Consider the following 24798-nt stretch of genomic DNA (forward strand, 5'->3'; position numbering starts at 1 on the left):
CTGTCCCGAACTAAATTAAGAACAATAAAATAACAGGATTTAGTTTGGGGCAGTCATACACGAAATAGTGTGAGCGCTACACAACTTATTATTGCTCACTTCAAAATTATAATAAATTAAAATCAAACAAGCGTCAATTTTTTTCTTGACAATGAAATTTTTTTTGGGGAATTTAAGTTAGCAATTAAGTAAACATTAACTTAACAGTCATAATATTTAATTGAGGTACCCATGAAATTTTTAAGTCGCACAATAACTCTACTTTTTATCATAGGTAATTTATATGCACAGGGAAATTTGAAGGGTGTTGTTACGGATTCAGCAACAGCTGAGCCGTTGATAGGTGCAAATGTATTTCTGATGGGAACTTCACTCGGAAGTGCCACTAATATTGAGGGAGAATATCATATCTCCAGAATACCGGCAGGTACTTACGATGTTAAAATTTCATATGTTGGTTACAAACCAAAAGTTCTTAGGGTGACAATTCAAAATAATCGAACACTTGTTCTCGACGTTCCGTTAGTTGCTGATGTGATTGAAGGAACCGAAATAACAATTACCGCACAGGCTGTTGGACAGGTGGCGGCGATCAACCAGCAAATTTCATCCAATACAATCATTAATGTAGTTTCAGAAGAAAAGATACAGGAATTGCCCGATGCTAATGCGGCGGAATCAATTGGCAGATTACCTGGTGTTTCTTTAATTCGTTCAGGTGGCGAGGCTAACAAGGTTATATTACGAGGTCTTTCAGGCAAATATTTAAACGTTACAGTCGACGGTGTAAGGCTTCCTTCTACCGACGCTCTTGAACGCGGTCTTGATTTAAGTACTATTTCACAAAGTTCTCTTGCTGGAATTGAACTCTATAAAGCTTTAACGCCTGATAAAGATGCCGACGCCATTGCCGGGAGTATTAATCTGGTAACTAAAAAAGCTCCAGAAATAAGAGACTTAAGGTTTGTTTCGAAAGGTGGCTATAATGGGATAATGGATTCCTTCGGACAGTATGATTTCAGCCTTAAATATGGTGAGCGCTTTTTCGGAAATTTACTTGGTCTTCAGGTTAACGGAAATATCGAAAGAAAGATTCGAAGCAACGAGAGTATCGATATCAGCTATACGACAACAGGAGAAAATCAATCCGATTATTTCATAAGTGATCTCGATTTAGAATTTACAGATGAAATTAGACTTAGAAAAGGTGCCGGGTTGATAATTGATGTTAATACACCTGATGAAGGTAATATTAAACTCAACACTACTTTTAGTTCAACCACGAGAGATTATTTAATTCATTCAAGAAATTATCCTGTAACTGCTGCCTCGGTTTCGTATATCTTTAGAGACAGAGAACAAACAATCGATCTCTTCAGCAGCGCGTTAACCGGCGAAAATAATTTATTCGGAATGAATACCAATTGGGGCTTGTCATATGCACGGTCGAAAGCCTACTATCCCTATGATTATGAAATTCGTTTCGTTGAACCTTCCAGCGCTGGATCCTCCGGTATGATGAGCGCTCCAATAATTAAATCAAATCCCGAAGTGCTTACAAACTATGCTTACAATAATTTCAGAGCGGCAACTCTCAGCGAGGCCTATTATTATACTCAAGATAATGCAGAAAAAGAAATTACTGCATTCTTGGATATGACGAGAGATTATACTGTAACTAAAGCTATAACTGGGACATTTAAAGCCGGCGCAAAGTATCGTTCAAAAAATAGAACGAATGTAAATTCTAAAACCTACTCGCCTTATTACTTAGGATACTGGCGTGCATACGAAAAGCTGGAGGACGGTTCCATTGTCCCGAAAAACTTTACAGGTACTTATTTCGAAGATTTTTATCAAAGCTATTTAGCAAACCCAAATATTGGAACAGTTTCGTTTAACGATTTTCTGGATCCAGCTCCTAATTCGAAAATTATTCTGGACGATTTTAATATGAATCCCTTGATTAATAGGGATAAATTGAGACAATGGTATGCACTCAACAAGAATGGAATCAATCAAGCAGGCACAAATCCTGAATATCATAATGATCCATCCTCCGAAGCAAATACTTACGATATTACAGAAACTGTTTCGTCTGGCTATGCTATGAATACTCTTAAAATTGGCAGAACGGTTACGTTTATTGTAGGGGCAAGAATCGAGCAAGAAAGTCATGACTACACAAACAAATATTCTCCGCGTCAGATAGGCGGGTTCCCGATTCCAGTAGGTTCTACAAGAGATACAAATTCTACTTACAAAGAGACAATTCTCCTTCCGCATTTACATTTAAATATAGCGGTAACCGATTTTATTAATGTTAGGCTTGCTGCATACCGTGCTCTTGCCCGTCCCGATTTTAATATGAGATTATTATCGTTTTTTGCTTGGAGAGAAGCTGAAACAGGCGGAGACAGAATTTTGATTCTTGGCAATCCATTGCTTAAGACTGCCAAGGCATGGAACTTCGAAATAAATACTTCATTCTACGGCAACCGTATTGGTCTCTTTTCAGTATCTGCTTTCTATAAGCAAATCGAAGATATGTATCATATGTTAAATGGTATCTCAACAGTAGGTGATACTTTAATTCATGCTCTCGGTCTGAAATGGAGTTCTCCCCACAAAGGAAATTACAATTTATATGTCCCTTATAATTCTCCTGATAATTCAAAAGTATGGGGCTTTGAAGTCGAACATCAAATTAACTTTACCTGGTTGCCTGGGTTACTGAAAAATGTTGTATTAGGTTATAACTTCTCGATGGTAAAATCCGAAACATCTCTTATTGGTTCAGAACGAGATACTACTTATGTAACTGATCCAATTCTTGGAATTCCGCTGCCGAAATATGAGGTAATAGTTACTTCATACAAACAGCGTCTTGAAAGTCAACCCGAATTTTTTGGAAACATTTCCATCGGATATGATATTGGTGGATTCTCGGGGCGTTTGTCTCTTTTCCATCAATCCGAATACTATCGAACATATTCACCCAGTGGACGTTCCGACAGAATTGTAGGTGCATTTACTCGCTTAGACCTTGTATTAAAACAAAAAATTACAGACAACATAACCGTGCTCTGTAATATTAATAACCTGACTAATATTAAAGAAGAAAACTTACTCGAAAACAGAGAAGACGGTTATAAAATACCTCGTTCTGCAGAACGATACGGTATTACAGTTGAAGCAGGCATATGGCTGGAATTATAGTTTTAACTGAGTTAAACTCAGTATTTACTTAATAATAAAAGGAGGCAACATGATTACCAAGAAGTACTTAAGTCTGTTTCTGCTTCTGGTATTTTTTACAAGCTATACTTACTCACAAAACGTATTAAAGTTAAGGCCGTTTGATGGGACGCCGGAATCGTATTTAATGGCGCAGATACGGGCGGATACAACGGCAAATGGTGGCATACCGGAAGGTAGAGTATATGAATTAGAGGGGGGTAAGATTTATCTGAATACGGAGTCATTTTATGTAGAGAAGGAATACACGTTCCGCATGCGTTCTTCGAACAATCAGAAAGCAATAATATACCAGTATCCAACAGGTACAGGGGACAATCCACAAGATCCACCTGGATACTTACTACGCACGAGAGGAGGAGATATAATATTAGAGGGGATAGCCATAACAGGATACTATGAACCGGGTGATGATCCGGCAAACGGAGTTTTTGATCAATTATACACAGTAGGAGGAACATTTTTAAGGACAGACGGTGAAGGGGCTTCAATAATATTGAAGGATTGTATTTTCTCAAATGTATCGGGTCAGGTAATACGGACAGAAGCTTCGACGAAGAAGATAGAAGTAGAGGATTGTATATTTGCAAATTTAGGAGCGTTGTCGACATCAAATTTTGGAGCAGGTAAAGGGATAGACTTACGAGCATCTACGTGTGATTCCTTGATATTGATAAACAACACGTTTGTGAATTATATAGATCGTCCTATTCGTCATTATAATTTTAGTAATCCATTGGCGGGTACAGGGAATATAGGATATGGATTGTTTGACCATAACACGTTTGTCAATGGAATGGGTTTTCATGGATTATTATCGTTGGGTAATGTAGGTGAAGAGATAGTGATAACGAATAACCTGTTTGTAGATGCATTTGCAGCAGGAGAGGATTCGACGGATCAGACGAGGACGGCAGAATGGGCAAATACGGGAGAGCAATATGCCAATGGGAATAATCGGATGGCGTGGATATTTGCAGCTCCGAATGATACGACACGTTGGGTAGTAGATCATAACTATTATGCAGTGAGTGCAGCCGGGCAGTCATTTTTCGACAAGTATCCGGAGATAGGGGTAGGCGAGCCATTGTCGAATTATATAAAATCGGCATTGGGTGCGCAGGCAGCAGATGCATTTAAGATGATAGAGGATCCGGGCTTGAAAAATAAACCGAATTTAATGTTAGGCATGATGGAATATTATGTAACGGTAGCCAATAAGACAAAGGATACGCCGAATGATTACGCAGGCAGCAGATGCATTTAAGATGATAGAGGATCCGGGCTTGAAAAATAAACCGAATTTAATGTTAGGCATGATGGAATATTATGTAACGGTAGCCAATAAGACAAAGGATACGCCGAATGATTATTGGGATCCTGCTACACAGGATATGGACAGACGTCCGATTGGTTATTATGTAAATGAATTTGATGCATCATATTCTACAAGTTCGCCGGCATACACTGGAGCAGCAAAAGGTTTTCCAGCTGGTGATCTCAACTGGTTCCCTGAATTGAAAGTTAAATGGCTTGCAGGTGAAAACTTAGCGGAAAACGTATTAAGGTTGAGGCCGTTTGATGGGACGCCGGAATCGTATTTAATGGCGCAGATACGGGCGGATACAACGGCAAATGGTGGCATACCAGAAGGTAGAGTATATGAATTAGAGGGGGGTAAGATTTATCTGAATACGGAGTCATTTTATGTAGAGAAGGAATACACGTTCCGCATGCGTTCTTCGAACAATCAGAAAGCAATAATATACCAGTATCCAACAGGTACAGGGGACAATCCACAAGATCCACCTGGATACTTACTACGCACGAGAGGAGGAGATATAATATTAGAGGGGATAGCCATAACAGGATACTATGAACCGGGTGATGATCCGGCAAACGGAGTTTTTGATCAATTATACACAGTAGGAGGAACATTTTTAAGGACAGACGGTGAAGGGGCTTCAATAATATTGAAGGATTGTATTTTCTCAAATGTATCGGGTCAGGTAATACGGACAGAAGCTTCGACGAAGAAGATAGAAGTAGAGGATTGTATATTTGCAAATTTAGGAGCGTTGTCGACATCAAATTTTGGAGCAGGTAAAGGGATAGACTTACGAGCATCTACGTGTGATTCCTTGATATTGATAAACAACACGTTTGTGAATTATATAGATCGTCCTATTCGTCATTATAATTTTAGTAATCCATTGGCGGGTACAGGGAATATAGGATATGGATTGTTTGACCATAACACGTTTGTCAATGGAATGGGTTTTCATGGATTATTATCGTTGGGTAATGTAGGTGAAGAGATAGTGATAACGAATAACCTGTTTGTAGATGCATTTGCAGCAGGAGAGGATTCGACGGATCAGACGAGGACGGCAGAATGGGCAAATACGGGAGAGCAATATGCCAATGGGAATAATCGGATGGCGTGGATATTTGCAGCTCCGAATGATACGACACGTTGGGTAGTAGATCATAACTATTATGCAGTGAGTGCAGCCGGGCAGTCATTTTTCGACAAGTATCCGGAGATAGGGGTAGGCGAGCCATTGTCGAATTATATAAAATCGGCATTGGGTGCGCAGGCAGCAGATGCATTTAAGATGATAGAGGATCCGGGCTTGAAAAATAAACCGAATTTAATGTTAGGCATGATGGAATATTATGTAACGGTAGCCAATAAGACAAAGGATACGCCGAATGATTACTGGGATCCTGCTACACAGGATATGGACAGACGTCCGATTGGTTATTATGTAAATGAATTTGATGCATCATATTCTACAAGTTCGCCGGCATATACCGGAGCAGCAAAAGGTTTTCCAGCTGGTGATCTCAACTGGTTCCCTGAATTGAAAAAGTTATGGCTGGAAGGCGGTACAGTTGGTGTAGATGACGAACCAGTAATCAAAAACGAATTCGTACTCGAGCAAAACTATCCGAATCCGTTTAATCCTACTACCAGCATTCGTTATCAACTACCAAAAGCATCAAATGTTACAATTACTGTTTACAATTCGCTCGGCCAGGAAGTAGCTAAATTGGTCAACAACGAATTGCAATCGGCTGGCGTCCATACAATTACGTGGAACGCTAAAGACAATTATGGTAAATCGGTAGCTTCAGGCATCTATTTCTATCAATTGAAATCGAGCGATCTTGTTCTTACAAAGAAAATGATTCTATTGAAGTAACTTAGTTTTAATGGGACTGCAAAAATGCAGTCCCATTTTTATATTTATTTTGTTATTTTTCTGTATAAAATTGGTCTAAAAAATTGAAAAACAAAGCAGTTACACTCAGTGACATTGCCAAGAAGCTTAATGTTTCTACGGTAACAGTTTCAAAAGCTCTCAGAAACCACCCCGACATTTCACCAGAGACAACAAATCTGGTTAAGCAAACAGCTGAGCAACTTGGTTATATTCCAAATATAATGGCACGAAATCTCTCGGCTCGCAAATCGAATACGATTGGCCTTGTAGTTCCTAAAATCGCTCACTTTTTCTTCGGTTCGATAATCGAACACGTTTATCAAATAGCATTCTCTAAAAACTACGATATTATCTTAACTGTATCACAGGAGAATGCCGAAATAGAAAAGCGACAAATACAAACACTTTTATCGATGAAGGTAGACGGTATAATCGTTTCGATAACGCAGGAGACGAAAAACTATGAGATATTCGAGCTTGTAAAGAGTAGGAACGTGCCAATAGTATTTATTGACCGCATCCCTGAAATGGAAAATATTCATTCAGTTGTGGTTAACGACAGAGGCGGAGCTTTTAAGGCAATTGAACATGCTATTAAACTAGGATATCGTAGAATTGGACACTTTGCAGGTTATACGGATATAAATATCGGAAGAGAACGTTTATTGGGATTTCAAGAGGCGATGAATAAATATGGTGTAAAGATAAATCCGGATTGGGTAATTGAAGGTGGTTTTGGGGAAGAATACGGTTATAAATCGTTTATGGAATTGTATCTCAAAAATGACCTGCCAAAATTGATTTTTACGGTTACATATCCAGTAGCTCTTGGTGTATATATGGCGGCAAATGAAGTGGGATATAAAATTCCGGATGATGTCGATGTAATCTGTTTTGGGAATGCCAGAATTCAGAAATTTCTTTCGCCGCCGCTGAGCTGTGTTGATCAACCGACAAAATTAATTGCAGAGAATGCAATGAATTTAATTTTCGATCTAATCGACAAAAAAACTGATGAAACTTCAAAGAACATAACAATTGAATCTGAGCTTATTCTGAGAGGCACTTGCATCAGTTGCAACGAAAAGTAATTTCGCCTAAAATTTAGAGAAATTCTTATGACTACTATTAAATTTTACGTCGGAATTATTGTATTTTTTTTACCACTTTTTATCCATCCGCAGACCTTAAATGATCCCTGGAAAAAAGCAGATGAAATACTTCAAAATATTCACGAACCCCTAATTCCGCCGAAAGTCTTCAATATAACCGATTTTGCTGACAGTACGTCATTGCATGAAAATATAAAACCAGCACTCGACAGAGCAATTAATGAATGCAGCCTATCTGGAGGCGGCAAAATTTTCATTCCTGCTGGGGTTTATAAGTGTAAAGGACCAATTCATTTTAAGAGCAACGTAAATCTTCATCTCGATAAAAATTCAGTGATTTTATTCAGTACCAATCCGAAAGATTATTTGCCTGTAGTTTTTACACGATGGGAAGGTGTTGAATGCTACAATTATTCGCCATTAATATATGGATATGAAGTAGAGAATGTAGCCATTACAGGCGAAGGGATATTCGATGGTATGGCTTCGGAGGAGAATTGGTGGCAATGGAAACTGGGAAAGAATCCCAAAGATGAACAAAAGCAAAACAACAGCAGACTCCAGCTTCTAGAAATGAACAACAATAATGTTCCGGTTGAAAAACGGATTTTTGGAGAAGGGCATTATCTCAGACCTAATTTTGTACAGTTTTATAAATCGAAGAATATTCTGATTGAAGAGGTTACATTCAAAGATTCTCCAATGTGGTTTTTGCATCCTGTTCTTTCAGAAAATATCATAATACGTAATGTCAAAACCATCGGTCACGGACCGAATAATGATGGATGCGATCCAGAATCGTGCAAGAATGTGTTGATTGAAGGATGCTATTTCGACAATGGCGACGACTGTATAGCCATAAAATCGGGGCGGAATAATGACGGACGTAGAATTAATGCTCCAAGTGAAAATTTAATTATCCGAAATTGTGTTATGAAGGACGGACACGGAGGAGTAGTAATAGGAAGTGAAATCTCAGGTGGTTGCCGTTATGTATTTGCTGAAGATTGTAAGATGGACAGTCCAAATCTCGACAGAATGCTTAGAATAAAGTCCAATACAATTCGAGGAGGGGTGGTTGAACATATCTATGTAAGAAATATCGAAGTGGGTGAAGTCAGTAATGCGATAGTGCGATTGAATATGTTTTATGACCCGAAAGAAATTGGTCCTCGTAATTTCCCGCCGAAATTTAGAAATATTCGGGTGGAAAAAGTAACGAGTCAAAAGAGTGAATTTGCCCTGGAATTTTTGGGACTTGAAGAATCTCCGATTGAAAATGTAGAAATAATCGATTGTGATTTTAACGGTGTTCGGAAGGGAAATTCAATTTCATTTACACGGAATCTTATTTTGAAAAATGTAAAAATAAATGGGAAGGAAATTAATTAGGGACTTTATCGAGGGCATAACTTAGAAGTCGAGATTCATTAATGCGAAACGAATAATCTTCTCTTCATGAGGGTCCAATATTTTTATTTTTTTATTAAAGTTAAACTTTTATATTAAGGTTTAATAAATCAATCAGCTTATGAAAAAATTCTTTATAGAGTTTAAAGAAATTCTATTGATTTCTTTGAGGGCAATACGGGCAAATAAAATGCGTTCCGTATTGACCACCCTTGGTATTATCATTGGGATTGTAGCAGTAACTACAATGTCAACTGCTATTGTGGGATTGCGAGAAGCTTTTATGAGTTCAATCTCGTCATTTGGAAGCGACGTTTTGTATGTCGATAAATTCCCCTGGTTTGCAATGAACGATTGGCGCCTCTATAGAAACCGCAAAGACATAACATACGAACAATACGAAAAACTAAGAATGATACTTAAGAATTACGAAGCAATGGCGCCCACTAAGAGGACATTTGGTGCTTCGGTTAAAAGGAAGAATCGAACTGTTGAATCCGCAATGATTATTGGTACAACGCAGGAATATGCCCGCACCAGTCAAATTGTGCTCGAAGAAGGCAGATTCATGAATGAGTGGGAAGCCAAAGCAGGACGACGTGTATGTATAATTGGAAAAGATATTCAGAACGAATTATTCCCCGACCTTAATCCGATTGGAGAAGAAATTCGCATCAATAATATTCCTTTTAAAGTTATTGGAATTATTGAAAAACAGGGGAGTGGCTTTTTAGGAGCATTTAGTCTGGATGGACAGGTCATAATTCCATTCAAAGCTTTTGAATCAGCAGTCGGAGAGGCTCGTAACCGAATGAGAATTGATATCAAAATTGGCAGCGTTGAACGACTTGAAGATGCCAAAGAGGAAATTATATCAGCTATGCGCATTATTAGAAAAGTGCCCCCCGGTAAACCAGATGACTTTGCCATCAATCAACAGGAAGCCTTTAAGCAAATGTATGACCAGACGGTAGGTGTAGTAGCCATTGCCGGTATTGTTATAACTGCTCTTTCTTTATTTGTTGGAGCCATTGGAATAATGAATATTATGTTTGTCTCAGTTACAGAAAGGACAAAGGAAATTGGGATACGCAAAGCAATTGGTGCAAAAACCTGGTCGATACTATTGCAATTTTTAACTGAAGCAGCAGTAATCTGCATGCTCGGAGGAATTATTGGTATTATCATTTCGTACCCTCTAAGTCTGGTAATTAATCAGTTTTTGCCGACTTCTCTTCCGTTGCATATTGTGTTTATCTCGCTTTTGATTTCTGCTCTGGTTGGTATTATTTCAGGGTTTGTACCCGCATGGAAAGCTTCTCGTTTGAATCCAGTCGATTCGTTGAGGTATGAATAATGCTGATACTCGAAAGCATTAAACTGGCATATCAATCAATAATAGGAAGCAAACTCAGATCGTTTCTGACTCTACTGGGAATTGCCATTGGCTTATTTTCGATTATTATTGTTATGACAGCAATCAGTGCAATCCAGCAAAATATTATCGATGCATTCAATGAAATAGGAGCAAATAACTTTTTCATTCAGAAATATCCTGCATTTCAGGCAGGAGGACCTCACGCAAGAAGACAATTCAGAAACAGGAAAGATTTAACTCCCGCTGAAGGGGAAAAATTGAGAGAAATGACACAATTACCAGCTGCTGTCGGTATTGTCCTTAATGCCACGGGAAAGGTTGTCCGTTTTCATAATGAAAAAACTAATCCTTCTGTATATGTTGCTGGTACTAATGTCGATTATTTTGTAGCACTCGACCTTGAACTGGAAGATGGCAGAATGTATACTAATGCCGATGTCGAATTAAGTCGCCCGGTAGCTGTACTGGGACATGATGTTGTCGAAAAATTATTCAAGAACATCAACCCGGTTGGTCAAACAATAAGAGTAGACAAATATGAATTTGAAGTAATTGGTACATTTGCAAAGCGCGGTACAGTGCTTGGGCAGTCCCAGGATAATTTTGTTTGCATTCCCTTGCCGGTTTTTCAAAAATATTTTGGACGCGAAAGATCGGCGTCGTTTTTAATAATGGCACCGAGTAAAGAACTTATTCAGGAAACTATGGACGAGGTTATCGGTGCTCTCAGACTAATACGCGGAGTTGCTGCAGGAGAGGATAACGATTTTGAGATTGTTACTAACGACCAGTTGACCGAACAATTTAACGAACTGACAAAATATTTCAGGTTAGGTGCAGCGGTAATTGCATTTATTGCTCTGATAGCAGCTGGAATTGGCATTATGAATATTATGCTGGTAAGTGTTACCGAAAGGACAAAAGAAATTGGCATACGAAAAGCCGTCGGCGCTAAGAAAAAGAATATTCTCACTCAGTTCGTCATCGAAGCAGTTGCTTTGAGTTGGTTCGGCGGCATGATTGGAATTCTACTGGGATTAATCGGAGGTAATATCGTTGCCATCTATCTAAATGTTTCTCTTATACTTCCAATTGACTGGATTATTATCGGTTTTATTATTACCACCATTGTAGGAATTATCTTCGGAGTTTATCCTGCAATGAAAGCAGCAAATCTCGATCCGATAGAAGCTCTTCGTTACGAATGATGCTGAGGTGATATCGATTGTCTTTACCTTATTATGAAATTAAAATTGTCGAAAAAACTAAGCATACTGTTTCCCTTGATTTTAAGTGGATGGAATCTCTACGCTCAAACTGTAACTAAATCAGATACTTTCTTTGTTAGCTTACAAAATAATTACCAGATCTCATCACTCAATATTATTCCTTTTTCTGAAATTATTTATATAAATAATTCCCCCATCGAAAAAAAACAATATACAGTTTTTTACCAGAAGGGCATCTTTAAGTTAAACGACATAACTCGGTTTAATATCGGAGATACATTAATTATCCGTTATTCTTCCATCGATGTTTCGTTGAAAAAAGAGTATCGTCGACAGATTCCTTTATTCAGATATGACGAAAGCACGAAGGATACGTTCGTTACCGTTGAGCCATTATCCAAGATTGTTTCTGCAGAATCGATATTTGGACGTGATATTAACAAAAGCGGCTCGATTATAAGAGGATTTACTATCGGTACTAACAGAGACTTCACACTGAACAGTGGCTTGAGATTGCAGTTAAACGGTCAATTGTCAGATGATTTAGAATTGATTGCCGCCCTGACCGATGAAAATACTCCTATTCAACCCGAAGGGAACACACAAACTCTTGATGAAATCGACAAAGTATTTATTGAACTGAAACATCACAACTTTACTGGTACTTTTGGTGACATCGATTTCATCGATAACGCTTCGCAATTTTCCAGAGTAACTAAAAAATTACAGGGCTTTAAAACTGATATTCGTTCAAATGACGGCAAAACTTATGGCAGCCTGGTTATTGCAGGCGCTCGTGGCAAATTCAACTCAATCGATTTCTTTGGATTTGACGGTAATCAAGGACCGTATCGCCTAACAGGAGAGAATTACGAAAGAAACATTATCGTTATTGCAGGCAGCGAGAAAGTCTATCTCGATGGTATTGAATTGACTCGAGGTGAAAACTACGATTATGTTGTCGACTATTCGAATGCAACTATTACATTTACCCCAAAAAGAATTATTACCTCAGCCAGCAGAATTCATGTTGACTTCGAATATACTGACCTGAATTATTCACGAAATTTTATGGGAATGAATTTAAATTCAAAAATGATTGACGATCATCTTAATATTGGAATTTCTTATTACAGAGAAGCCGACAACCAGGACAGTCCTGTGGAACTCTCTCTTTCCGAAGACGACATTAACATTTTAAGAAATGCAGGGGATTCCAGGATTAAAGCCTTTAAAAGCGGTGTTCGAATTGCAGAAGCCGATTCAACGGGAAATATAAAAGGTCTCTATTCAAAAAGGGATACTGTTATTAATGGAAATCATTATGAATATTATTTCTATGCGCCAGGCAGTAATGAGGCAATTTACAATGTTAGTTTTAGTTATGTTGGCGAGTCGAAGGGAGATTATGTAAAAAAGGGTCTTGGTAATTATCGTTTTGTCGGACCTAAAAATGGCAATTATATGCCAGTTATATTTTTACCCTTGCCCGAGTTAAAACAAATTGCCGTTATATCTGCATCTTCAGATCTTGGAGATGGAATAAATCTTAAACTCGAATTCTCCGGTAGTAGTTACGACAAAAACAGATTTTCATCTCTTGATGATAATAACAACTACGGTTATGCCCGACTGCTGCAATTGGATATTAAACCGCGTAATGCAGAGTTGTTCAACATTCAGCTGGGAAATATCGGATTGAATCTTAAGGAAAGATTTATCGACACTCGTTATTCCACACTCGACAGAATTAACGATGTGGAATTCAACAGATATTATAATGTTGACGCAGATCTGGAAGGGAGTCAGTTGCTCAGAGAAGCCGAAATTTTATATAAACCAGCTGAAAAAATCACTTTGAATTCGAGTTATGGTTTTTTGAAGCAGGGTACGAATTTTAGATCGAACCGTTTTTTCAGCAGAGCATTAGTTACGGACGAAAAATCATACAATGTTGACTATCGCGTGGACTATGTCTCATCACAAAACGGCACTCTGAATTCGAATTGGAATCGTCAGAATGGAAATGCATTTTATAAAATTTTTGTTTTTCGTCCGGGTATTGATCTTCTATATGAAAAAAAAGAAGATGAGGTTTCAGATAGTCTCGTCAGCAGCAGTTTTGAATACAGGGAAGCAGCACCTTACATCGAATTTTTTTCCGGCGGATTAAATATCAAAGTCGCATATTCTCTCCGAGAAGAATTTGCCGCAAGGAATAATCGATTGCTAAAACAATCCGAAGCTGATATAAAACATTTGACCATTGACTTTAATGGATCGAATTCTCTGAATTCATCATTAAATATCAGCCTGCGCAACAAAAAATTTACGGAAGAGTTTTTATCGGAAGGCTTTGCCGACAACGAGACATTTTTATTGCTCTCAAAAAGTAGATTTAATTTTTTCAACAGAGCGTTAAGTGGCGATGTCTATTATCAGGTATCAACTGAACAGTCGGCTAAATACGAAAAAGTTTTTGTTAAAGTAAATACAGGTTACGGAAATTATATTTATTTAGGAGATTTGAATAGCAATGGCATAGCCGATGAAGGCGAGTTTGAATTGACTTCTTATAATGGAGAATTCATTTTAGTTACTGTCCCTACAGAAGAACAATTTCCCGTGGTTGATTTGAAGTCGAACGTACGATTCAGAATTGACTTTTCTAAATTCAAAGAGGGAAGTTTTGGGCAATATTTAAAGTCCGTCTCGACTGAAACAATCTGGCGTGTCGAAGAAAACAGCAGGGATAAAAATTCTGCCAATATTTATCTCTTTAAATTGTCGAAGTTTTTAAATGATTCGACAACCATTAACGGAACTCAATTTTTTCAACAGGATCTAGACTTATTTAAAAACCGTTCTGATTTTTCTATCAGATTTCGTTTCTTACAACGCAAGAATTTAAATCAGTACAGTAATGGAATTGAAAAGGGATATTATAAAGACCGCTCAGTACGTTTGAGATTCAAAATGTTAAGTGAGTTAAATAATCAAACGGAGTATTTAAATCAGACGGACATCTATATTGCGCCGCCAATAACAAAACGATCGCGTAATGTTACTAGAAACGAAATTTCTACTACATTTTCGTATAGACCCACGAGAAAAATCGAAGTGGGTTTTAAGATTACAACAGGAAGAAGTTCGGATAAATATCCAGAAATTCCAACAATTATTAATGACAATTCTCAAGTACTTCAATTTAACTATTCTTTTTTGAACCTTGGAAGACTCAGAATTGAACTGGAGAGAGTTGAAATTAATGCAAATACAAACAAAAACAATATTCCTTTTGAAATATTAAAGGGAAATGTTGTCGGAAAGAATTATTTTTGTAGAGCTTATTTTGATTATAAAATTACCGATTACATACAGACATCGATCAATTACGAAGCCCGGATTTATGGTAAAAGACAAATTATTCATTCAATGCGAGCCGAAGCCCGAGCATATTTTTGAGATATTTTAATGAAACAATTATCAAATATGGTTGAGGTGCATCTTTTCAGAGAAAACGGCGAAGGAATCGAATTCTTACTTTTAAAAAGATCACCCGAAGAAAAATATCCTTTGCTATGGCAAATGGTCTCAGGAAAAATTAAAGAAGGCGAGAAAGCATTTGAAACGGCTTTGAGAGAAATTCAGGAAGAAACGGGATTAACACCGTTACGATTATGGACTGTACCGAATATCAATTCATTTTATTCCGATGAAGAAGATAGAATAATTTTTATCCCTGTTTTTGCTGCCTTACTTCGTGCAGATGCTAAAATAAAATTATCTAAAGAGCATAATGAATACAAATGGACAGATGCCAGAGGTGCATGTGAAATGCTTGCCTGGGAAGGGCAGTGCAAATCAGTAATGATTATTGAAGACTATTTTTTGAATCGAAGAAATTTTTTTGATCTACTTGAAATTAATTTTCATAAATGATCCATAAATTTATACAAACAAAAAAAGGTGAATGCTGTGAGTTTACTCGTCGTTGGTTCAATTGGTCTCGATGATATCGAAACTCCCTTTGACAGTGTTAAAAATGCATTGGGCGGTTCGACTACTTACATTGCACTGGCTGCAAGCTACTTTACTGCTCCTGTAAGTATTGTTGGTGTTGTCGGTGACGATTTTGAAAAAAAGCATATTCAGATGCTCGAAAATCATAATATTGACCTTGAAGGATTGCAGATAATTGAAGGAGCAAAAACTTTCAGATACGGCTGCAGATATCATTACGATTTAAACGTCAGGGATTCTCTTTTTACTCATCTGAACGTCTTCGAGCACTTTGACCCGATAATACCCGAATCTAAAAAGAAAAGTAGTTTTGTTATTCTGGGAAACATTTCGCCTGTACTGCAGCTAAAAGTACTTGACCAATTGACCAATCCGAAGTTTGTAGTATGCGACACTATGAATTTCTGGATCGAAGGTGCAAAAGATGATTTACTGAAAGTTCTTAAAAGAGTTGACATCTTGATTATTAACGAGTCAGAAGCTCGACTTTTGACTCAACAGCCAAATCTAATCAAAGCGGCTAATATAATTGCAGCGATGGGACCAAAATATTTAATAATTAAAAAAGGGGAACACGGCGCTCTGCTTTTTGGAAACAATTCGATCTTTTCTGCTCCTGCATACCCGATGGAAGATATCAACGACCCAACGGGCGCTGGCGATGCCTTCGCGGGAGGCTTTACTGGATATCTCCACAAAAACCGCGACCTGAACTTCGATAATTTAAAACGTGCAGTCATTTACGGAAGCGTGATGGCATCCTTTTGCGTCGAAAAATTCAGTACTAAAGGACTGGAAGATTTGAGCTATTTAGAAATCCAGAATCGTTTCCTTGAATTCAAAGAACTCTCGAGTTTTTGAAATGAAAAAAATCGAAGCCGTAAAGTTTTCGGAAGATAAAATTATTTTAATCGACCAGACAAAACTTCCATTGAAAGAAGAATTTATTGTGACAGATGATTACGAGAGAATTGCACTTGCAATCGAAAGACTTGAGGTGAGAGGGGCTCCGGCTATCGGTGTTACTGCTGCATATGCTCTCGCCCTTTCGATTAAAAATAAAACTAAAAACTTAACGGAAGAATTCTTTAAAGCATACGAAAGGTTAAAAGCTACTCGTCCAACAGCTGTCAATCTCTTTTTCGGTTTAGAGTCAATTAGAAATGTGTTTGAGAATTATAAGAATGATCAGCAGGTTTATACGAAATTAATTGAAGCGGCAAAAAGAATTCATCAAGACGATATTGAAATGTGCGAGAAAATTGCACTTAATGGCATGACAGTTTTCAATAAAAAGCTTAAAGTGCTTACGCATTGTAATACAGGAGCATTGGCTACAGGTGGGAGTGGTACTGCATTGAATGTTATTCGTCATGCATATTTAAACGGATTGATTGAACATGTCTACGTCGATGAAACGCGTCCGCTTCTACAGGGTTCAAGACTTACAGCATGGGAACTGGATCAATTAGGAATTCCCTTTTCAATAAATACCGATTCAACTGCAGCAGTTTTAATGAAAGAAAAAAGAGTCGACCTGGTTATTACAGGGGCGGATAGAATTGCGGTAAATGGTGATACTGCAAATAAAATCGGCACCTATAACCTTGCTGTATTAGCCAGGCATCATAATGTTCCTTTTTATATTGCGGCGCCATCTTCAACAATCGATAGAAATTGTCCAACCGGAAATGAAATTAAAATCGAATTGCGCAGTAAAGACGAATTGGTAAAAATTGGCGATTGCCGTTTTACTTCCGATGCGTACGATGCTTATTGCCCCGCATTCGACGTTACACCTGCAGAATTGATTGCCGGAATAATAACCGAAGAGGGCGTTTTTAGAAAACCTTATAGATTCGAGAATGTCTGAAATTATAAAGACGGACGCCGTCGTACTAAACAAACTCAATTACGGGGATACGAGTAAAATTGCCCATCTTTTTACCCGCGACTATGGAAAAATGTCGGCCATTGTTAAAGGTGCACGCTCACCAAAATCTAAAATCGGTATGATTGTAGACACTTTAAACATCATACAGGTGATTATCTACAAAAAAGAAACGAGGGAAATACAATTAATCAGCAACGCCGATTTGTTGAAGCATTTTTCCATTATCAAAGAAGATATTGAAAGGATGAAGTATGCTACTGCTGTGGTTGAATTGCTTCTGCAGTTAACCATTGAGCTCGATCCACATCCGAGACTGTTTGATGGCACAGTCAGGATTTTAGAGTTAATCAATAATCCTGATAAAAATCCCAAATACTACTTTACAAAATATCTTCTCTTCTTTATCAAAGAAATTGGTTATCAATTTCCTACAACTCATTGTTCTGTTTGCGGTAAAGAATTGAAAACCAATATGCTGGTAAATTATAATTATGATTCAGGGATAATGTGTGAGGAATGCAGCAAGGACAGAATGAGTCATTTCCGTTTTACAAAGGAACTTTTCAATTTACTACAGTGTCTAAGCACAAAAAATTTTAATATTGAATACAGTGACAATGATCTAAGTACATTAATTATGTTGCTTGAAAAATTTTTAAAATATCACATAGATGAATTCAAAGGACTCAGATCGTTAAAAGTATTATAACAGGAGGAAATAAAAATGAATAGAAAAAATCTGCTGGGTACTATTTCTCTAATATTGATCGGAATTGTCTTCGGAGCTGTACTGGTTTCCGGGTTTGGTTGGGTTCGCCCAAGTTATGCCGACATCCAGATTGGCGCCGAAAAAGCTCCAATTGAAAATTTAGACCCGCAAGCCGCCGCCTTCAATAATGCATTCATAACTGCCGCCGAGAAAGTAACTCCTTCAATTGTACAGATTACTGTGGTTACGACGGTTAAAAATAATTTACCTGAAGAATTTCATTTCTTTTTCCCCTTCAAGGATGATATTCCACGCGAACAGCAGGGAGGGGGCAGTGGGATTATTATATCAGAAGATGGATATATTCTTACCAATAATCACGTTGTGGAAGATGCCAAGCAGGTAACTGTAACACTTCACGACAAAAGAGAATTTGATGCAGAAATCGTTGGTACCGATCCGCTCACAGATCTGGCAGTTGTTAAAATTGATGCAAAAAATTTGCCTGTCGCTTATTTAGGCGATTCAGACAATATAAAAGTTGGTCAATGGGTTATGGCAATCGGAAATCCGCTTTCACTTGCATCAACTGTAACAGCTGGAATTATCAGTGCAAAAAGTAGAAACATCAATATCATCCGTGATCAATATGCAATCGAAAATTTTATTCAGACAGATGCAGCAATAAATCCCGGCAATAGCGGTGGTGCACTGGTCGACTTAAACGGTGCCGTCATCGGTGTGAACTCTGCAATTGCTACCGATGGCATTACTCAAAGATATATCGGCTATGGATTTGCAATACCAATTAATCTGGCTAAAAGCGTTGCAAGAGATTTGATCGCCAATGGAAAAGTAAGCCGTGGTTATATCGGCGTACAAATATCCGAACTCGACGCTCAAACTGCTAAAGCAATTGGACTCGAAGAGCCGAAAGGCGTGCTTGTTCAAGATATTGTGAAAGGTGGAGCAGCTGAAAAAGCCGATATTAAACAAGGCGACGTTATTTTGAAAATCGACGATAAAGAAGTAAGCGCACCTAATGAATTACAATCGTATGTAGCTTCAAAACGAGCCGGCGACGAAGTTAAATTAACTCTCTATCGAGACGGCAAAAAAATTGAAAAGTATGTTAAATTGAAAGCACGAGACGACGACAACTCGTCGGACAATGTTAAAACTTCGAACAAAGGAAAATCAAAAGGAAAAATAGATAAGAAGGAAATTAAATTCGATAATGTGGGAATGACTGTTAGGAATATGACCGAAGATGAACTGAAAGAATATAAAGTCGATTACGGTGTCCTGGTTACGGAAGTAAAAAACTTCAGTAAAGCCTATAACCAGCGTATAATTAGAGGAGTTGTCATAACAGAAGCAGATAAGAAACCAATTAAGACTGTGGGTGATCTTGAAGAAATATTTGCTGACAACAAGGGCAAAGCAGTTCTACTAAAATTGGTCGATGAACAGGGCAATTCGCGCCTGGTAGGACTTGAAATTCCTGATGAAGAGTAATCAAATTTAATCTAAAAAAGCGTCCATTATTAGGACGCTTTTTTTATATTTACGCATCACAAAAATAGGGCTGATTAAATGATTAATTTTGTCACTGCTGGCGAATCCCACGGAAAAGCTCTTGTAACTATTGTAAGCGGATTCCCATCGAATATTGAAATTTCATCTGAATACATAAACGAACAATTGAAAAGACGGCAGGCAGGTTATGGACGCGGCCTCAGAATGAAAATCGAAACAGATAGGGCAGAAATTTTATCTGGCATTCGTCACGGCAAAACTCTCGGTTCTCCTATATCGATGGTTATCTGGAATAAAGACTGGGAAAACTGGACTGATAAAATGAATCCCGAACCGGTTGAGAAGCCGATTGAAAAGATTTCGATACCTCGACCGGGTCATGCCGATTTAGTTGGTGTAACAAAATATAATTTTAACGATATACGCAATTCAATTGAACGTTCGAGTGCGCGTGAAACCGCTGCACGTGTGGCTGCATGTACAATTGCAAGAAAATTTTTGAGCGATTTCGGTATCCACATTGGCAGCTTCGTTGAGAGTATTGGCGGTATTTATCCCGAAGAGAATTTTATCGAAAAGTTTTTTGGCAATAAAATAAGTCCAAATTACTCCGCGGAAAAATTAAATAAAATTTCGGATAAAAGTCCCGTGCGAGTACTCGATAAAGAACACGAGGAAAAAATAATTCGACGGATAAAACTTGCAAAAAAGAATGGAGATACACTTGGTGGTACTTTTTACGTTGTTATAACTGGCGTACCCGTTGGCATCGGGAGTTTTGTACATTACGATACTCGTCTCGAAGCCGACCTGGCTCATTCGATAATGTCGATACAGGCGGTTAAGGGAGTTGAAATTGGCAAAGGATTTAAGATGGCTGATGAATACGGTTCGGCAGTTCACGATGAAATTATTCTGAAAAAAGGAAAAATCAGTCGCAAAACAAATAATGCTGGCGGAATTGAAGGAGGTATATCAACTGGTCTACCGATTATTATTAGAGTAGCAATGAAACCAATTGCCACTCTTATGTCGCCAATTGGTTCTGTAGATTTATCGAAGATGAAGAATATCAAAGCACGAAGAGAAAGAAGCGACTTTGTTGCAGTTCCCGCTTGTGCAGTTATTGCAGAGTCGATGGCCGCCTGGAGTGTTGCTAAATTGTTCCTCGAAAAATTCGGTGGAGATTCAATCGAAGAAACCAGAGAAAATTTTTTGAATTATACGAGCAAAATTGAAAAGAGACTTAAAGAAAACTTCAGTAGATGATATCAATTAGAAAATTTGTATTTAATTCATTTGCGGAAAATACATATTTAATCTGGGACAGTCTTACTCTCGATGCCGCTATCATCGACCCTGGTTGTTCCAGCCAGAAAGAGAAGGATCTTTTAACTGATTTTATCGAATTGAATGGTATTAAACTCCGTTTCCTGCTTAATACCCATTGCCATATCGACCATATTCTGGGTAACAGGTTTATATACGAAAAATTTCATACAGAATTTTATGCACCTGAAAAAGATTTATTCCTTCTCGACTTGATGAAAGAAGTTGCCGTCAATTATGGGATAGAATACGAAGAATCTCCTTTGCCCGATTTTTATATTGAGGAAAAATTTAATTTGAAATTGGGTGATTCTCAATTGAAATTTATTTTCACCCCAGGCCATACACCCGGAGAATTCTCGTTTTATTTGCCCGACGAAAAAATTTGTTTTACAGGCGACGTACTATTTCAAGAAAGTATTGGTAGAACAGATTTATGGGGCGGCAATTACGATCAGCTTATCGAATCGATTAAAAGCAGGTTGCTTACACTGCCCGACGATGTAATTATTTATCCAGGACATGGCGACTCTTCCACGATTGGAAAGGAAAAAGAAATTAATCCTTTCTTAATCTGATTATATTGTTGCATTATCGATTTCCTATCGATAAATTAAGTACATAAAACCAACAGGATTAAAATGAAAAAAAATTATTATGGAGTTAAGTTTATTATTACGCTCCTGTTTGTTTATTTAGTACTATTCGAATTTATCTTACCTGTAAACAAGGTATTACCTCAACCTTCACAGATATTAGAATCCCTTGCAGAATCGTGGTATGTTTATAATATATTTCAAAGCATTGCTTCCACAACTTCTGTAATTTATGTCTCGATGTTTATTGCTTATTTGTTGATACTCGGGATCTTAAAAGTTGTGCCAGCTCTTTTTGCATCAATCGAGTTATCGACTGTTAAGCCGATAAAATATGTACCTTTTGTTTTTCCAGTACTCTTATTTTTGTTCTGGTTTGGTGCTTCTTTCTGGGGCGAGTTCCTCTTTGCATTCGTTCTTATATCAGCGTTTCTTAAATTATCAGCGGCAAATGGATTAAAAAATATTAAAAAAGAATATCTGGATGTAGCAGTTAATCTCGGCTTATCCAGGCATGAAGCGGCTAAGAAAATTGCTCATAAGATTTTAGGGAAGCATTTATATCACGAATTGTCGGAAAAACATTATTTGCTCTGGATGGCAATTCTTTTTTATGAATTTGCCGAAAAAGGGAATGGACTGGGCGGTATCTACTATAGAGCACTTTATTACAATGATTTTGTATTTCTTTTCGTCGTTACAATTATCACCACAATCTTGATCTGGGTGGGCGAAAAAATTCTCGTTTTAATTGAAGAAAAATATTTTAATTGGGAAGAATAAGATGATTGAACTTATAAACCTTGGCAAAATTTATATCGATGAACAGGGCTTCAGAAAAGTATTATTTAAAGGACTTAATTGTGAATTAATAGCTGACAAAATCAGTACAATACTCGCACCAATTGGAGCGGGAAAATCGACACTGTTGAAAATTTTATGTAGACTGGAAGAACCCACCGAAGGGGAAATCCGATATAATATTCCAGCACCTTTAATTTATCTTCCCGCTAACCCCTCTTCTTATCCATGGTTGAATGTTAAAGATAATATTCTTTTCGAACTAAAAAATTACGATGAATCAAACTTCCAGAATGCCATAAAATTTGCTGGTCTTGAAGGATACGAAAATCATTACCCGGATAATAATAGTTTTGGCTTCAGGTTTCGTATTAGTCTTGCAAGAGCTCTAATGAGAAATCCGCGCTTCCTTTTAATCGATGAACCTTTCTTAAAGATGGATTACCGTACAAGGTCCGAACTCTATTTCTTAATCAGAAGATTAAAGAATGAATTGAAGATAGGGATGTTAATTACCACTTCCAATATTAGCGAAGCCATTTATTTATCTGATACTATTTTTTTGATGAAAAAAAGTCCGGGCGAAATTATCAAAAAAATCGAAGTTAACATACAAAAACAGGAAAGTCTGGATACTTTTAAAGCTGATGAATTTTTAGAATTAACGAAAGCAATTATAAACGAATTTAAAAAACTCGACTCGGAAAATCAGCTTGCCAATTTACTGGTATAAAATAATGGAAGATAAATTTAAGAAATTAGAGAAATTACGTTCCGAAGCACTCAAAGGGGGTGGCAAAGAGAAGGTAGAACAGCAACATAAAAAAGGAAAATTAACTGCACGGGAAAGGATTGAACTTCTTGTAGACAGCGGCACATTTCAGGAGGTAGACTCTCTCGTTACTCACAGGAGTCAGGATTTCGGATTAGACAAACAAAAATTCTACGGCGACGGAGTAATTACGGGTTTTGCTAAAATTGACGGTAGACCTGTGGCTCTTTTCAGTCAGGATTTTACGGTATTCGGTGGGTCATTATCTGAAGCTCATGCTGAAAAAATTTGCAAGATTATGGATATGGCTTTGAAAACAGGTATTCCGATAATTGGACTGAATGATTCAGGTGGTGCCAGAATCCAGGAAGGAGTTGTTAGTTTGGGCGGTTATGCTGAAATTTTTTTGAGAAATACGTTAGCTTCGGGCGTAGTGCCCCAGATTTCAGCCATATTAGGACCATGCGCAGGTGGTGCCGTCTATTCACCTGCTATAACGGATTTTACTTTTATGGTTCGCAATACAAGCTACATGTTTGTAACTGGACCTAATGTGGTAAAGACAGTTACACATGAAGATGTATCGTTCGAAGAACTCGGAGGCGCCGACACGCACGCTTCCAAGAGTGGAGTGGCTCACTTTGTATTTAACAGCGAAGTGGAAGTGCTTGAGGGAATTCGAAAATTATTCTCTTATCTACCTTTAAACTGGATGGATTCGCCACCAGAAAAACACTTTGTTTCGGATAATCTGATTATTCCAGAACTTGATAAGATTGTACCGGATAATCCCAATAAACCATATGATATGAAAGATGTGATCAATTTATTGACCGAAGACTTTTATGAAGTTCATAGTCAATACGCAGAAAATATAATAGTTGGATTCGGTAGAGTTGGGGGAATGTCGGTGGGTATTGTTGCAAACCAACCTAAAGTTCTGGCGGGTGTGCTGGATATAAATGCATCTGTAAAAGGAGCTCGATTTGTTCGATTTTGTGATGCCTTTTCGATTCCGCTTGTTGTGTTTGTCGATGTTCCTGGATTTTTGCCTGGCACAGAGCAAGAATGGAACGGAATTATAAGACACGGTGCTAAATTACTTTTCGCATTCAGCGAAGCTACTGTTCCCAAAATAACTGTTATAACTCGCAAGGCTTATGGCGGCGCTTATGATGTGATGAATTCAAAACATATCAGAGGCGATTTCAATTTTGCCTGGCCAACTGCAGAAATTGCTGTTATGGGTCCAAAAGGAGCGGTTGAAATTATCTTTAAGAAAGAAATAAATAATGCCGCTTCACCAGAACAAAAATTGAAAGAATTAATAGAGGAATACACAGAAAAATTTGCCAATCCTTATATTGCTGCCGAAAGAGGTTATATTGACGAAGTAATCTTTCCAAGAGAAACCAAAAAAAAATTAATCGATTCGCTTGTTCTTCTCAAAACTAAAGTCGATAACAACCCGAAAAAGAAGCATTCTAATATTCCTTTATAATTCTAAGTCGTTTGATT

At 37.6% G+C, this 24798-nt stretch carries 18 protein-coding genes; all 18 read left to right on the plus strand.

The genetic code is table 11. The features are described from left to right. Positions 1-231 precede the first annotated feature (231 nt). Positions 232-3219 (plus strand): TonB-dependent receptor, encoded by a 2988-nt coding sequence (locus ACUN8G_RS03910; protein ID WP_437345819.1) that lies wholly within the window; start codon positions 232-234, stop codon positions 3217-3219. A gap of 49 nt (positions 3220-3268) precedes the next feature. Further along, positions 3269-4525, plus strand: coding sequence for a hypothetical protein (locus ACUN8G_RS03915; protein WP_445480900.1), 1257 nt, complete (start codon positions 3269-3271; stop codon positions 4523-4525). Further along, a complete protein-coding gene (locus tag ACUN8G_RS03920; protein WP_445480901.1) occupies positions 4497-6467 on the plus strand; it encodes a T9SS type A sorting domain-containing protein in 1971 nt (656 codons plus the stop codon). Before ACUN8G_RS03915 ends, ACUN8G_RS03920 begins: the two co-directional genes overlap by 29 nt. An 83-nt stretch (positions 6468-6550) precedes the next feature. After that, positions 6551-7579, plus strand: a complete 1029-nt coding sequence (locus ACUN8G_RS03925; protein WP_437345821.1) for a LacI family DNA-binding transcriptional regulator — start codon at positions 6551-6553, stop codon at positions 7577-7579. Between the two features lie 27 nt (positions 7580-7606). Then, complete coding sequence (locus ACUN8G_RS03930; RefSeq protein ID WP_437345822.1) at positions 7607-8992, plus strand: glycoside hydrolase family 28 protein; 1386 nt, start codon at positions 7607-7609, stop codon at positions 8990-8992. A gap of 139 nt (positions 8993-9131) precedes the next feature. After that, positions 9132-10367 carry an ABC transporter permease gene (locus ACUN8G_RS03935; protein WP_437345823.1) on the plus strand — a complete coding sequence of 412 codons (1236 nt, stop codon included), beginning with the start codon at positions 9132-9134 and terminating at the stop codon, positions 10365-10367. Further along, the gene (locus ACUN8G_RS03940; protein ID WP_437345824.1) at positions 10367-11596 is read left to right on the plus strand and encodes an ABC transporter permease; all 1230 of its coding nucleotides are present in this window, start codon (positions 10367-10369) and stop codon (positions 11594-11596) included. The genes ACUN8G_RS03935 and ACUN8G_RS03940 overlap by 1 nt, the downstream gene beginning before the upstream one ends. 45 nt (positions 11597-11641) lie before the next feature. Continuing rightward, complete coding sequence (locus tag ACUN8G_RS03945; protein ID WP_445480902.1) at positions 11642-15082, plus strand: DUF8818 domain-containing protein; 3441 nt, start codon at positions 11642-11644, stop codon at positions 15080-15082. Between the two features lie 9 nt (positions 15083-15091). Next, positions 15092-15559 (plus strand): NUDIX hydrolase, encoded by a 468-nt coding sequence (locus ACUN8G_RS03950; RefSeq protein ID WP_437345826.1) that lies wholly within the window; start codon positions 15092-15094, stop codon positions 15557-15559. A 36-nt stretch (positions 15560-15595) separates the two neighbouring features. Beyond that, entirely contained in the window at positions 15596-16501 is a 906-nt protein-coding gene (locus tag ACUN8G_RS03955; RefSeq protein ID WP_437345827.1) for a PfkB family carbohydrate kinase, read from the plus strand. 10 nt (positions 16502-16511) lie between these two features. Next, the gene (mtnA, locus tag ACUN8G_RS03960; RefSeq protein ID WP_437346144.1) at positions 16512-17513 is read left to right on the plus strand and encodes an S-methyl-5-thioribose-1-phosphate isomerase; all 1002 of its coding nucleotides are present in this window, start codon (positions 16512-16514) and stop codon (positions 17511-17513) included. Beyond that, positions 17506-18243 (plus strand): DNA repair protein RecO, encoded by a 738-nt coding sequence (recO, locus tag ACUN8G_RS03965; protein WP_437345828.1) that lies wholly within the window; start codon positions 17506-17508, stop codon positions 18241-18243. The genes mtnA and recO overlap by 8 nt, the downstream gene beginning before the upstream one ends. Before the next feature lie 15 nt (positions 18244-18258). Continuing rightward, on the plus strand, positions 18259-19761 hold the full coding sequence (locus ACUN8G_RS03970; protein WP_437345829.1) for a Do family serine endopeptidase: 1503 nt from the start codon (positions 18259-18261) through the stop codon (positions 19759-19761). Positions 19762-19839: 78 nt separating this feature from the next. Further along, positions 19840-21051 (plus strand): chorismate synthase, encoded by a 1212-nt coding sequence (aroC, locus tag ACUN8G_RS03975; protein ID WP_437345830.1) that lies wholly within the window; start codon positions 19840-19842, stop codon positions 21049-21051. Continuing rightward, entirely contained in the window at positions 21048-21689 is a 642-nt protein-coding gene (locus tag ACUN8G_RS03980) for an MBL fold metallo-hydrolase (RefSeq protein WP_437345831.1), read from the plus strand. Before aroC ends, ACUN8G_RS03980 begins: the two co-directional genes overlap by 4 nt. A 63-nt stretch (positions 21690-21752) precedes the next feature. Next, positions 21753-22490 (plus strand): ABC transporter permease, encoded by a 738-nt coding sequence (locus tag ACUN8G_RS03985; RefSeq protein WP_437345832.1) that lies wholly within the window; start codon positions 21753-21755, stop codon positions 22488-22490. 1 nt (position 22491) lies between these two features. After that, complete coding sequence (locus ACUN8G_RS03990; RefSeq protein ID WP_437345833.1) at positions 22492-23241, plus strand: ABC transporter ATP-binding protein; 750 nt, start codon at positions 22492-22494, stop codon at positions 23239-23241. Positions 23242-23245: 4 nt separating this feature from the next. Continuing rightward, positions 23246-24781 (plus strand): acyl-CoA carboxylase subunit beta, encoded by a 1536-nt coding sequence (locus tag ACUN8G_RS03995; protein ID WP_437345834.1) that lies wholly within the window; start codon positions 23246-23248, stop codon positions 24779-24781. Positions 24782-24798 lie beyond the last annotated feature (17 nt).

Source organism: Melioribacter sulfuriphilus (assembly GCF_052656625.1).